Source organism: Corynebacterium sp. MSK008 (genome assembly GCF_030232585.1).
Taxonomy (GTDB): domain Bacteria; phylum Actinomycetota; class Actinomycetes; order Mycobacteriales; family Mycobacteriaceae; genus Corynebacterium.
Genome location: NZ_JASPJX010000005.1, coordinates 174,679 through 187,368 on the forward strand (window position 1 = coordinate 174,679; position 12,690 = coordinate 187,368).

The window sequence follows — 12,690 nt, forward strand, 5'->3', positions numbered from 1 at the left end:
TTTTCGTTTCTTGTAAATCCCCGGTGGCTGGGTCCACCCCCGGCATCCGGAAGCCCCGCAGCAGCTCATCGTGGCTGCGGGTGCTGTAACTAGGAGGTAACGCGATGGCAAAGAAGAAGGTCACTGGCCTGATCAAGCTGCAGATCGAAGCTGGCATGGCCAACCCGGCCCCGCCGGTCGGTCCGGCGCTCGGTGCGCACGGCGTGAACATCGTCGAGTTCACCAAGGCCTACAACGCCGCAACCGAGTCCATGCGCGGCAACATCGTGCCGGTGGAGATCACGGTCTACGAGGACCGCTCCTTCGACTTCATCCTGAAGTCCCCGCCGGCAGCGTCCCTGCTGCTGAAGGCTGCGGGTCTGCAGAAGGGCTCCGGCGTCCCGCACACTGACAAGGTTGGCAAGGTCACCTGGGAGCAGTGCAAGGAGATCGCCGAGACCAAGAAGAACGACCTCAACGCCCGCGACATCGAGGCAGGCGCTGCGATCATCGCGGGTACTGCCCGTTCCATGGGCATTGACGTCGAGAAGTAAAAAGCTTCACGTGGAAGGGCCGTAAGCCAGGCCCGCACAACCACAACTCCGGAAAGGAACCCAACATGGCTAAGAAGTCCAAGCACTACATCGAGCAGCTCGCGAAGGTTGACCGCGAGAACTTCTACCACCCGCTCGACGCCGTCACCCTTGCGAAGGAGACCTCCTCCGACAAGTACGACGCAACCATCGACGTGGCAATGCGCCTGTCCGTCGACCCGCGCAAGGCCGACCAGCTGGTCCGCGGCACCGTCAACCTGCCGCACGGCACCGGCAAGACCGTCCGCGTCGCTGTCTTCGCCGAGGGCGAGAACGCAACCAAGGCGCAGGAGGCTGGCGCGGACATCGTCGGCACCGACGAGCTGATCGAGCAGATCAACGCAGGCCAGATCGACTTCGACGTGGCTATCGCTACGCCGGACCAGATGGCCAAGGTCGGCCGCGTCGCCCGCGTGCTGGGCCCGCGTGGTCTGATGCCGAACCCGAAGACCGGCACCGTCACCCCGGACGTCGCGAAGGCGATCCAGGACTCCAAGGGCGGCAAGATCGCCTTCCGCGTGGACAAGGCGTCCAACCTGCACGCGATCATCGGCAAGGCGTCGTTCACCCCGGAGCAGCTCGCTGAAAACTACGGCGCGCTGCTCGACGAGGTCATCCGTCTCAAGCCGGCGTCCGCCAAGGGCATCTACCTGAAGAAGATCACCGTTTCCGCAACCCAGGGCCCGGGTGTGCCGGTGGACACCTCCGTGGAGAAGAACTACGCCACCAAGTAAGTTCCGCTTTTACGCGCACCACATCGCCGTCGCCCGTTTGGGCGGCGGCGTTTCGCGTTGTTAGGGGTGTGCTCTTCGGGGGCCGAAGAGTTGGTCGAGTGCTCCGCGGTCGGTGTTTCTCAGGTGATACCCCCGCGGTGAGACCCACCAGGGTGCGCCTCTGATCATGGCTATGCGGCCGCGTTTGGTGCGCCAGGGGTCGTCGTCGTTGATCCGGTTGTGGTAGCGGCACAGCGGCACCAGGTTGTTCATGTTGGTGTAGCCGCCGTGTTTCCACGCGTCCACGTGGTGGATCTCGGAGCCCAACGCCCCGTGGCGGCAGCCCGGGAACGCGCACACGGGGGAGACCATGCAGGCCATATCGCGCTGTTTCTGGTTGGCGAATCGTTCGGTGTCGTAGAGGTTGACCGCGCCTTCCTCCGGGTGGAAAGCGGCAACCTCCAAGGCTTCGCCGAACTCTTGCTGGAGGTACTCCGCCCCGGTCATGGTGGTGCCGTCAGTCAGCGTCAGGATGACGTCGTCGCCGTCACCCGCCATGATCCGGGCGTGCTCGTTGATCGGCACCATCACGATCGGGCGTGGTGCCGCGGTGACGACCCCGCCGGTTTCGCCTTCGACGATGCGCCAGAACGCCTCCTCCATCTGGGGCGCCGCGGGCTGTGTGGCGTCGATGCCTTGCCGCAGGCGGTGTTCTAAGTCGGCTGCTTTGCGGTCGGTGGTGTCGATGGTGATGCGCGCCCGCCCGTTCTTCGGCGCGGAGAACGCGACCTGCTTCTTTGTCGGGGCGTTGTCTTCGCGCGGGACGAGCTCGCGGGCGGCGCGTTCGATCGCGCGGTACCCGCCGGTGACGTCTAGCAACTCCAGGCGCAGCCGCCACCGCTCGCTGGTGTCCTTGACACCACCGACGCGGCGTTCAATCAACGCGAGCTCGTCCAGCGAGAACCCGTGGGCCTTCTGTACTGCCAAAGCTTGCTTCCGGGTGAATTTGGTCGGCCCGTAGTACACCTTCTGCATCTGATCCCACGCACGCGCCCGATCCGGCGCCATCCCGGCGCCCAGGGCAACCGGCAGGTCGAAGTGCCGCAGCGTCTCCATGGATGCCGCGGCCATCGCCTCGATAAACGCGTCGAACGGGTTCATGCCACGAACACTAAACCGAACACAACCCCGCACAACCCCCGAACCGAAATCTGTGGACAACTCGCCACAGAAGCCCCAAAGTTGTCCACAGCCGGACAAGACCCTTGCGGTTTCCCCGTGATGGGGGTAGCGTTCCCGCGCCATCCGCTATTGAAACTAATCTTCATTAAGTGTTGAAAAGAGTTTTCATTAGCTTGACGGTGTTTCTGCTCGCGGTGCTGGGCATCACGCCGGCGCACGCGCAGGTGCAGCGCCTAGATCAAGGCCACATCGATGCGTTCAATGTCACGGCGGACGGCGGCGAGCTGACTTTGGATCTGAAGGAAGACACCACCGGCAGCCACGTGCGCCACGCCCCGGAGGACGTGGAGTTGGTCGTCGGCGAGGATGCGTACACGGAGCGCACGGCGGAGATCCCGGAGATCGGCAAGGCCGGCTATATGCTGCCGCAGACGCAGCGCTCGGATCTGATCTGGCCGGGTTGGGACACACAGGGCGCGCGCGATATCGGCGCGATTGATCTGGAGTTCGTCGAGGTCACCGGCCCCGGCGAGGTCTACCTGTTCCAGACGGGCAGCTTCGGCTCCCTGGATCCGGTGCTCGAGGGCGGAGCGACGCGCCTTGAGACGGGTTCCGTGATCGCCCAGGAAGAGCCCGCGCACGTCCACGCGAACTGGCTGTTCACCGAGCCCGGCACCTACCAGATGCGCGTTGTGGCCAGCGGCGGCGGCGCGAGTTCGAACGAGGCCACCTACACCTGGATCGTCGGCGACGGCGAGGCGGCACCGGCGGCACCCGCGGCGAAGACTGAGGCGTCTACGGCGGCGCCCGCCGCGCAGTCCAAGGCGGCGACGGGTGCTGCGCAATCGAGCACCACAACGAAGAAGGCGGCTCAGCAGCAACCCGAGAAGCAGGCCCAGAAACCGGCCCAAAAACCGGCCCAGCAACCGGCCCAGCAGGAGCAGCCCGCCGAAGAGCGCCCGGACACGCTTGCGGAGACCGGGACGACGGTGATGACCGTCCCGTTCGCGGTCCTCGGTCTTGGCGTGGCGGTGTTCGGCGCGGCGATGTGCTGCCTGGATACGGCGCTGCGTCGCAAGCTGTTGGCGCTTGCGGGGGTTGGAAAGTGAGGCGTGCCCGGGCGCTGGCGGCGTGCGCGATCGCCGTTGCTCTTACGGGCTGCTCGCAGGCTCCGGAGGAGGTTGAGGGGGTGAACGTGGTGGCGTCGACAAGCATTCTTGCGGACGTCGTGCGCAACGTCGCCGGCGATAACGCCGAGGTCAAGACGCTGATGCGCCGCGGTGCCGACCCGCACTCGTACGAGCCGACGCTGCACAACACGCGCGATATCGCGTACGCGGACGCGGTGTTTACCAACGGGTTGTTGCTGGAGCCGCAGGCGCTGACCCGCACGATTGATGCGACGGCGCGCCCGCAGGCGCGGGTGGTGGCGCTGGCGGAACAGACGCAGCGCTTCGGCTACGCCCCGATTCCGCTGGTGGAGGACGCGAGTCTGGACACGGTGTGGCTGGGGTTGCGGTTCGCGGCGGATCTGCCGCGCACCGCGGTCGCGGAGCTTGAGCTTGTCGACGCCTCCGGTCCCGGCACCGCCTCCGCCTTCATCCTCGGCACCTTTGGCACCCCGGAGCTGCTGTTCGACTCCACGGGTGGCGCCACCACGCTGCCGGTGGACGCGCACACCCACGTCAGCTGGGCCTTTTCCGCCCCCGGCGTGTACAAGCTGCGGCTTCGCGCCACGGTGCGCGACGCGGTGGACGCGCCGGTGCGCAGCCAGACTGAGCAGACGTTCACCCTCGTGGTGGGCCAGGACCCGGGCCAGGCCGCCCCGGGCAAGCATGCGGTGGAGCGCGGGCATGTGGACATCGCCGCGGTCGCCGGCAACCGCAACACGCAACTGACCCTGCGCACGGACGACGAGGGCGACCTGGACCCCGCGGGCACGGTGGTCGTGGTGCCGTCGAAGACGCTGCAGCCGATCCCGCCGCAGCGCGAGTTCCGCTTCTTGGGCGACCCGGGCGAGGAGACGTACCTGCTGCCGCAGGCGGTGCTGGGCCGCCACGTCCACGGGGAGCTAGATCCGCACATCTGGCACGACCCGGCCGCGATGGATGCGGTGGTGCAGGTGGTGCGCGACGAGCTGTCTGCGGCGGATCCGCGCCACGCCAGCGCGTACGCCGACAACGCCGAGCGCTACCGCGCCCAGCTCAAGCAGGTGGCGCAGGAGGTGCGCGAACAGCTCGAGCAGGTCCCGGAGACAAACCGCAACCTGGTCACCACCCACCACGGCTACGCCTACCTGGCGCGCGCGTACGGGCTGCGCGTGGCCGGGTTTGTCACCCCGAATCCGAGCGTGGAGCCGAGCCCGCGCGATCTGATGGCGTTGTCGCGCACGCTGGACAACTTGGGCGTGCCGGCGGTGTTCGTCGAGCACGGCCAGGAAGACGAAACGCCCGTCTTAAACGAAACCGCTGCCTCGCACGGGGTTGAGGTGTGCCCGATCTGGGGCGACACCTTGGACCCGCCGGGGGAGGGGCCTGCGCAGACGTATGTGGATCTGGTGCGGGCCAATGGGGCGTCGATAAGCAAATGTTTGAAAGGACAACCATGAAAATTCCCGCACTCGTCACCGCCGCAATGATCGCGGCCGCACCCGTCGCTGCCGCCCAGGTGCCGGACAACGACCCGGCGTTGCAGCAGGTCGTCGGCACCGACGAGCAGGTCGCCCCGCTGGGCGAGCGCGCCGTTATCGACGCCGGCCACGCGGATCTGGGCCCCGTCTTCGCCGACGGGAAAATGCAGTTCCTGGTGCGCGACGACACGCAGGACACGCCCGTGTGGCGCCACCTCGAGGACGTGGTCTTCGCCGTCAGCGACGGCGCGAAGCAGACCCTGCCGGAGACCGACCAGTTCGCGTTCACCGGCGCGAAACCGGGGGCCGAGGTGTGGGTGATCCCGCAGACCGAGGCCGCCGGCGTGCCGTGGCTGGGGTGGAACTCGCAGGCGCCGTCGCTTCTGGAACGCTCCGCCAACGGGATGAACCTGGAGTTCGGCGGACACGAAGGCCCGGGCCAGTTCTCGCTGTTTGTCCAGCCCGGCGGGTTCCACGAGCCGCAGCAGCTGTGGAACGAGCAGGAGCCCGGCACGCAGTCGATGTGGGTGGAGCCGAACACGCACACCCACGCCAACTGGGTGTTCACCGAGCCGGGCGCGCACCTGGTGGGTGTGCGCGCGACGGTGGAGGACCAAGACGGCACCGTGCACACCGACGAGCAGGTCGTGCGCATTGCCGTGGGTGTGGACCCGGCGGAGGCGGCGGATGCGACGTTCGGCGAATTCCGGGCTGAGGGGCAGGCCGGCGCGGAGCAGCAGAACAACGGCCTGAAAATCGGACTGCTGGCGGGCGCGGGCGTGCTGCTTCTCGCTTTGATTGCGCTGTTTGTTGTGCGGGGCCGCCGATGAGAAGGATTGAGGTGCGTGACCTGGCGGTGTCGTATCCGGGCCGCGACGTGTTCCGTGGGGTGGATCTCACGCTGCGCGGCGGCGAGTTCGTCGGCCTGCTCGGGCCCAACGGCGCGGGCAAGACCACCCTCATGCGCGCGGTGCTGGGCCTTATCCCTGCGGACGCCGGGACGGTCTCCGCTGGCAGGCGCCCGGTGCGCAAGGTGGTGGGGTACGTGCCGCAGGCGCACAACGTGGCCTGGGATTTCCCCATCGACGTCTATGACGCCACGCTCAACGCCACCCTGGGCCAGCGCCCGTGGTGGCACCGCGCTGGCGAGCGCGAGCACCGCGCCGCCGAGCGAGCTTTGGCGATGGTCAACCTGACCGACCTGGCCGCGCGCCCCATCCACGACCTGTCCGGCGGCCAGCGCCAGCGTGTGCTCATCGCGCGCGCCCTGGTGCGGCGGCCGGGCATGCTGCTTCTCGACGAACCGTTTACCGGCCTGGACGTCCCCACCACCGAGCACCTGCTGCGGCTGTTCCGCCGCCTGGTGGACCGAGGGCTCGGCGTTGTCATGTCCACCCACAACATCGCCGAGGCCATCGATTCCTGCGACCGCTTGGTGCTGTTCAACCGCGGGGTTGTCGCCGATGCCGCGACGCATGAGCTTAACGACGACGCCCCGTGGACCCGCACCTTCTCCGTCGACGAGGATTCGCCGTGGCTGCGCGGCGTGCGAGCGCATTTGGAGGCTGCCCGTGCCTGAGATTTCGTTTGTGCAATTCCTGGCCGACATGGCCAACCCCCAGCTGGCGTTTCTGCCGCGCGCGCTGGCGGCCGCGGTGATCGCGGCAGTGCTGTGCGCGGTGGTGGGCTGTTTCGTGGTGTTGCGGGGCATGGCCTTTATCGGCGACGCGGTGGCGCACGCCGTCTTCCCGGGCATCGCGGTGGCGTTTGCGTGGCAGGTCTCCGTGCTGCTGGGCGGGGCGGTGGCCGGCGCGATCGTCGCGGTGCTGATCGCGGTGATGTCACAGCGGCGCACCATTAAAGAGGACTCGGTGATCGGCATCGTGTTCACCGCCGCGTTCGCCTTCGGCCTGGTGGTGATCTCCCGGGCGGAGGGCTACACCGCCTCTGTCAGCTCGTTTCTGTTCGGCTCGCTGACGGGCGTCAGCTCCACCACGCTGGCCGTCCAGGCCGTCGCCGGCGCGTTGATCGTGGCCGTGGTGGTGGCGCTTCGCCCGTGGCTCACGGCGGTGACACTGGACCGGGAGACCGCCCGGGCGATGAACCTTCCGGTCGCCGCGCTGGATCTGGCGCTATACCTGTGCGTGACCTTCGCGGTGGTGCTGGCGGTGCAGACGGTGGGCAACATCCTGGTGGTGGCGCTGCTGATCACCCCGGCCGCAGCGGCGCGCCTGTTCACGGACAAGCTGGGCGCGATGATGTGTATCGCCGCCGCGTTCGGCGTGGCCGGCAGCGTGGCGGGGGTGTGGCTGGCGTGGTCCTACGACTCGCCCACGGGAGCAACCATCGTTTTGGCCGTGACCGCCATCTTCGCGCTGAGCTGGCTGTTCGCCCCGCGCCGCGGTGCGCTCGCCGGCTGGCTTCAGGGGGTGAAACGATGAAGCGATTCGTTGCAGCAGCAGCCGCAGCGGTGCTCACGCTCGCGGCCGCACCGCTGGCGCAGGCCGCGGAGCACAACCCCGGCGACCCGGGCCACGGCGTGGAACTGGGGAAGATCGATCACCCGTGCGCCGGGCGCAAACTGCTCTACCACTCCCACAACGACGCGCTCTACGGCACCTACAAAAACGACAAGCTCACCGTGATGGCGGTGGACGGCCAGCAGGTCACCGACCAGGAAAAGGTCTGCTTCCGCCTCGCCCCAGACGCCGACGCCGACGGCAACGACGTGTCGACCTTGACCGTGCCTGAGGACGGCTCCCTGGACTTCCTCGGCGAGCCCGGCAGCACCGTGTGGGCCGCGCCGCAATCCGCGGACTGGACCGACAGCTGGCGGCCCATCTGGTCTGGCCTGGGCGCCTTCGACCCCGCGCACGAGGCGGGCGAGATCCCGGATAACTTCGTCGACGACGTCATGCACTTCGACCTGGTGGAGATGGACGGCCCCGGCGACGTCAACGTGTTTTTCTCCTCGCGCGTGGGCGATCCGGAGCGGCTGTTTAGCTCCGCCGACGAGGACATGCGCACCATCACCTACGAGGTCGGCGGCCACGGCCACTTCACTTGGACGTTTTCCGAGCCGGGCATCTACGAAATGACCTGGCAGGGCCGCGCCGAGCTCGACGGCGGCGGCACGGAGCGCTCCGAGCCGGTGACCCAGTACTGGCTCGTCGGCGACGACGCCACCGTCGGCCTGCCCGAGGGCACCACCACTGATTTGCGCACTCCCAACACCACGGAGGAAACCACCGCCGCCAGTCCGACGACGAGCACGAAGTCGTCGCCGAAGCCCACGTCCACGGCCGCGCCAACGCCGACGAGCACTACGCCCGCCGCGCCCGCGGACCGGCGCAAGCTCATCACGTCGGGGCATATGGATATGGCGTTGGTGGCCGAAGGGTCGTCGATAGGCGCAAAGCTAATCGACGACTCCGACCCCCACCACCAGGCCAAACGCGAATCCGGCAGCTTCATTTTCGCCGTGCCCAACGCGGCCCGAAAAACGCTGCCGGAGGGCGCGCGCGAGAGCTTCCCGGACGCGCCCGAGGCGATGTGGATCCTGCCGCAGGCGCAGGAGAAAAACCTTCCCTGGCTGGGATTTTCCACCACCCGGGTGGCCGCCGACGCGCTGGCGCAAGGTTCGAATGTCACAGTGTCCATGCGCGACGTGTCCGGACCCGGGCGCATCTACACCTGGCACGAGGACCTGCGGGGCTTGCGCGTGGAGCTGGACTCCGGCGACGCCTCCAAGCAACTGGAGTACCCGGTCAACGCGCACGACCACCAGGGCTTCGGGTTCACCGAACCGGGCGCGTACACCGCCACGTTCACGTTCTCCGGCACGTCCGTCTCCGGCGAGGACTTCTCCGAGGACCTGGTGGCCACCTTCGCCGTGGGCGACGAGGCCGTCACGGCCGCGCGCGAGGGCCGCCTCGGCGGCGCCGACGCTGCGGCTAGTGCCGGCAAGGGCAAGCTCACGCTGCCGGGCGCGCTGGCCGAGGGCATCCGCTCGCTGGAAAAGGAGCTGAAGAAAGCCGGCGACACGCTCGCGCCGCTTGCGCGCAAGAGGGACACCGGCAGCGGCTCGAAGTCGGGGTCCCCGTCGGGCTCGACCGCGGCGCTGGCAGCACCGCCGAAACAGCCCCAATCGGCCGCCGCGCAACCCGCGCCCGCGCAGCCGCAGCGCGCGTCGAGCAACAACCGCGCCAGCGCCTCCTCCGACAAGCAAAGCACCCGCCGCGCCATCAGGTCGAAGACCAGGGAGGACTCCAAGGCCGCAAAGCCTGCGGTAACGACCAAAGCAAAAGCGCCGTCCGAAGCGTCTTCGGCGACAACCGGTAGCGCAGGCACGTCCGAGACCTACGCCCCGTCGCGCAACCCCGCCGGCGGAAGCGGCACCGGGATCCACTCGTCGCTCGACGCCGCCGGCGCGCAACCGGACGGCCAGGCTGCGGACACGTCGCCGACCGCGGGAGGATTCTGGGCGGGCCTCGCCATCGGCGTGGGCGTCATGGCGCTCATCGGCGGTTGCGTCCTGTTCGTCGCGGCGGCGAGATTGCTGCGGAAGGTGGAGCGGAGCACGTCGTAAAGCAAGGGAACCGGAACTCTCTCCACAACGTCTAACGGGTGGGGAGGGTTTTATGGCGAGCTATATACCTCGGCCGAGGCCGGGATTCTTGGACAAACTGGAGCGGCTGAGTAGAAGCGGTCCGCCCAGGTGGCGTGATCTCAAAGAAAAGCGTCTCTTTGAGTATGACCCTTTACACGGCCACATTGAGGGCTATAACCTGCGGGGGATACATCTCGGCGTATTTGACGCGATCACCGGAGAAAAAATTGGAGAAGCCAAACGAGGGAGGAGGATCGATGTTTAAGACGTTTGTGGAACGCTGCCTGGAAGGCACCGCGCAGCCGGGCGACATCGATGACTGGGTGGATGCCTGGCACGAATCCGCCCCCGGAAGTGAGGATCTCACCCTCGACGAGTACCTCGGTTTCACTCCGGAAGAGGGCGCGATTTGGGCGCGCTACGGCTCTAGGCTCGGCGAGATCCTGGAGAACCGCCGCCAAAACCGCCAGCCCGCGTAACCCGCGATTTGGTCAAACCCGCGTCCACCCGCTAGCATTCCCTACCGAAGTTTGAACGGCCCGCAACGGCCGAGCTCAAGTTTCACCGAAGACCGTCGGTCACTCTCGTGAGGGAGTCGAAGGCGCTCCACTTACGGGGCCGACCCACGCAGGAGAAACGCGGCACACTCCTATGTATGCCTCGTGCTTCTGCACGGGGCATTTTTGCTTCTCGACGTCAGCTTCGCGCGAAGCGAACGTCGATAGGCAAGATGCTCCGGGCGGATTGAACAACATGAAGTTATCGGAAGGAGGCGTGTGTCATGGCAAACCCGAAGAACACTGCGGAACTTGCAGCTCTGAAGGAGAAGTTCGCTGAGGCGGATTCCCTCGTGCTGACTGAGTACCGTGGCCTGACCGTCGGCCAGCTGCAGCAGCTGCGCGGCGATATGGGCTTCGATGTCGAGTACCACGTCGCCAAGAACACCCTCATCAAGATCGCTGCAAACGAGCACGGTATTGAGGGTCTCGATGATCTTCTCACCGGCCCGACCGCCGTCGCGTTCATCAAGGGCGACGCTGCTGTCGACGCTGCGAAGGTGATGAAGAAGTTCAACAAGGACCACGACGCGTTCGTGATCAAGGGCGGCTACATGGACGGCAACGTCCTGGACGCTTCCCAGATCGACGCGCTGGCCGAGATGGACAACCGCGAGACCACCCTGGCCAAGATCGCTGGCGCATTCGAGGGCTCTCTGGCAAAGGCAGCCGGCCTGTTCCAGGCTCCGGCATCCAAGACGGCCCGCCTTGTCGCTGCACTGCAGGACAAGCAGGAAGCCGCATAAACACACTTTTACATCCGGGCTGTAAACGCCCACCAACAGAAAGGAAGCCACAATGGCTAAGCTCACCAAGGACGAGCTCATCGAGCAGTTCAAGGAAATGACCCTCATCGAGCTCTCCGAGTTCCTGAAGGAGTTCGAGGAGGTCTTCGACGTGACCGCAGCCGCTCCGGTTGCTGCTGTCGCTGCAGGCGCTCCGGCCGCTGGCGGCGAGGCTGCCGCTGAGGAGAAAGACGAGTTCGACGTCGTTCTCGAGGACGCTGGCGACAAGAAGATCGGCGTGATCAAGGTTGTCCGCGAGCTGGTTCCGGGCCTGGGCCTGAAGGACGCCAAGGAAATGGTCGAGGGTGCCCCGAAGGCAATCCTCGAGGGCGCCAACAAGGACGACGCCGAGGCTGCCAAGACCAAGCTCGAAGAGGCTGGCGCAAAGGTCACCCTCAAGTAAGAGCTTTTTGCTTGACGACGATCACCCCCTCCGGTTCGCACACGCAACCGGAGGGGGTTTCGCGTGTATGGCTGCGGTAAAGTAGCCCACCATGCTGCCCACTTCCCGCATTCTTTCCGTCTTGCTCGCCGGCGTCGGTGCTGCGCTGGTGGTGGCGGGGCTGTTGGCGCCGAGCGTGCTGCTTTCCGGCAACCGCCTGCCGCTGGCGCTGGGGGAGGCCACGTGGACCATCACGGACCCGGACGGCACCCGCGACGGCGAGGCGGCGCCGGTGACGCGCCAGCTGCACATGGAGATTCAAGAGCCGTCCGACGGTGACACGGCGAGCGTGCGCGTGGGCGACACGCTGCGGGCGGGGGAGTCCGGCTCGGACTTCAACGACCTGCTCACGGCCTCGACGTGGTCCTACGCCGTGGACCGCGTCACGGGTGCCGCGCAAGGCCCGGCGGAGGCGCTTTTGGTCATGGGCATGCCCGCGACACAGGTGCCTATCGACGGGGCGTGGCTGACCTTCCCCGCCCCCGCGCCACAGGACACCGTGGAGGTGTTCGACCCGGTGCTGCGCGGCTCAGCGCCGGCGGAATTCTCTGGCGAAGAGGAGATCGCCGGGCGCACGGTGCACCGCTATACCCAACGCATCGCGCCGACGAACGTGGCCAAGCGCTACGCGGACCCGCGCAACACGCTCACAATCGAGGATGAAAACGGCGAGCCGCAGCGCACCTTCCTGCACCACGCCGCCGAGCGCGAGATCCTGGTGGACCAGGAGACTGGCGTGGTCGTGGGCATCGACGAGAAGGTGGACGACTACTACGCCGACGCAGAAGGCAACGGCGTGAAGAACGTGGTCACCTATGACGGCGTGATGGGCCGGCAGGACGTCGAGAAGCTTGTGCACAAAGTGGATGATGCGCAGACCGTCGCGGCGGACCGTGGGCTGTGGCGCGTGCTGGCCTGGGTTGGCGCGGCGCTGACCCTTGCTGGCCTGGCGGGCGCGCTGCGGCCGGGGCGTGCGGCGCGCCGCGATTGACCGCGCGCGGATGGTGGGTGGTAGGCTTCCGGCAGCAACCGCACGAGTGGCCCAGACGGCATCGGGCAGCCTTTACAAACGGGGGAGATTACTCTATGGTTGTTCTTTGCGCTGGAAGCCGTCTCCAGTACGCATAGAGAGCCTTGTGCAGCGGGATTGGAAAAACCCGATTTGACAAGGTGATTTTGTTGTCTCTGGGGGCGGGTCTTC

The 12,690-nt window shown here is 66.9% G+C and carries 14 protein-coding genes; 13 read left to right on the plus strand and 1 reads right to left on the minus strand.

The genetic code is table 11. The features are described from left to right. The first annotated feature begins 104 nt into the window (after positions 1-104). Both rplK and rplA read left to right on the plus strand, forming a co-directional pair. The gene (rplK, locus tag QP996_RS05910; RefSeq protein ID WP_070421765.1) at positions 105-533 is read left to right on the plus strand and encodes a 50S ribosomal protein L11; all 429 of its coding nucleotides are present in this window, start codon (positions 105-107) and stop codon (positions 531-533) included. A gap of 65 nt (positions 534-598) precedes the next feature. Continuing rightward, positions 599-1,306 (plus strand): 50S ribosomal protein L1, encoded by a 708-nt coding sequence (gene rplA / locus QP996_RS05915; protein WP_284871693.1) that lies wholly within the window; start codon positions 599-601, stop codon positions 1,304-1,306. Positions 1,307-1,366: 60 nt separating this feature from the next. On the opposite strand, the gene QP996_RS05920 is transcribed toward rplA, so the two are convergent. Further along, complete coding sequence (locus QP996_RS05920; RefSeq protein WP_284871694.1) at positions 1,367-2,446, minus strand: HNH endonuclease signature motif containing protein; 1,080 nt, start codon at positions 2,444-2,446, stop codon at positions 1,367-1,369. A gap of 170 nt (positions 2,447-2,616) precedes the next feature. Here QP996_RS05920 and QP996_RS05925 point away from each other — a divergent pair, with 170 nt between their 5' ends. The 11 genes from QP996_RS05925 (at position 2,617) to pgfA (ending at position 12,480) form a co-directional block, all read left to right on the plus strand. Next, positions 2,617-3,576 carry a choice-of-anchor M domain-containing protein gene (locus tag QP996_RS05925; RefSeq protein WP_284871695.1) on the plus strand — a complete coding sequence of 320 codons (960 nt, stop codon included), beginning with the start codon at positions 2,617-2,619 and terminating at the stop codon, positions 3,574-3,576. Then, the gene (locus tag QP996_RS05930) at positions 3,573-5,075 is read left to right on the plus strand and encodes an anchored repeat ABC transporter, substrate-binding protein (protein ID WP_284871696.1); all 1,503 of its coding nucleotides are present in this window, start codon (positions 3,573-3,575) and stop codon (positions 5,073-5,075) included. Before QP996_RS05925 ends, QP996_RS05930 begins: the two co-directional genes overlap by 4 nt. Next, a complete protein-coding gene (locus QP996_RS05935; RefSeq protein ID WP_284871697.1) occupies positions 5,072-5,926 on the plus strand; it encodes a choice-of-anchor M domain-containing protein in 855 nt (284 codons plus the stop codon). The genes QP996_RS05930 and QP996_RS05935 overlap by 4 nt, the downstream gene beginning before the upstream one ends. Next, a complete protein-coding gene (locus QP996_RS05940) occupies positions 5,923-6,675 on the plus strand; it encodes an anchored repeat-type ABC transporter ATP-binding subunit (protein WP_284871698.1) in 753 nt (250 codons plus the stop codon). Before QP996_RS05935 ends, QP996_RS05940 begins: the two co-directional genes overlap by 4 nt. Continuing rightward, positions 6,668-7,537, plus strand: a complete 870-nt coding sequence (locus QP996_RS05945) for an anchored repeat-type ABC transporter permease subunit (RefSeq protein ID WP_284871699.1) — start codon at positions 6,668-6,670, stop codon at positions 7,535-7,537. The genes QP996_RS05940 and QP996_RS05945 overlap by 8 nt, the downstream gene beginning before the upstream one ends. After that, the gene (locus tag QP996_RS05950; RefSeq protein WP_284871700.1) at positions 7,534-9,684 is read left to right on the plus strand and encodes a choice-of-anchor M domain-containing protein; all 2,151 of its coding nucleotides are present in this window, start codon (positions 7,534-7,536) and stop codon (positions 9,682-9,684) included. The genes QP996_RS05945 and QP996_RS05950 overlap by 4 nt, the downstream gene beginning before the upstream one ends. Positions 9,685-9,736: 52 nt before the next feature. Further along, positions 9,737-9,970, plus strand: coding sequence for a colicin E3/pyocin S6 family cytotoxin (locus QP996_RS11860; protein WP_181889771.1), 234 nt, complete (start codon positions 9,737-9,739; stop codon positions 9,968-9,970). Next, complete coding sequence (locus QP996_RS05955) at positions 9,963-10,184, plus strand: hypothetical protein (protein WP_284871701.1); 222 nt, start codon at positions 9,963-9,965, stop codon at positions 10,182-10,184. Before QP996_RS11860 ends, QP996_RS05955 begins: the two co-directional genes overlap by 8 nt. Before the next feature lie 302 nt (positions 10,185-10,486). Continuing rightward, the gene (rplJ, locus tag QP996_RS05960) at positions 10,487-11,008 is read left to right on the plus strand and encodes a 50S ribosomal protein L10 (RefSeq protein ID WP_284871702.1); all 522 of its coding nucleotides are present in this window, start codon (positions 10,487-10,489) and stop codon (positions 11,006-11,008) included. Positions 11,009-11,060: 52 nt separating this feature from the next. Next, positions 11,061-11,450, plus strand: coding sequence for a 50S ribosomal protein L7/L12 (rplL, locus tag QP996_RS05965; protein WP_034997198.1), 390 nt, complete (start codon positions 11,061-11,063; stop codon positions 11,448-11,450). 91 nt (positions 11,451-11,541) lie between these two features. Continuing rightward, complete coding sequence (pgfA, locus tag QP996_RS05970; RefSeq protein WP_284871703.1) at positions 11,542-12,480, plus strand: cell envelope lipid trafficking protein PgfA; 939 nt, start codon at positions 11,542-11,544, stop codon at positions 12,478-12,480. Positions 12,481-12,690: the final 210 nt, after the last annotated feature.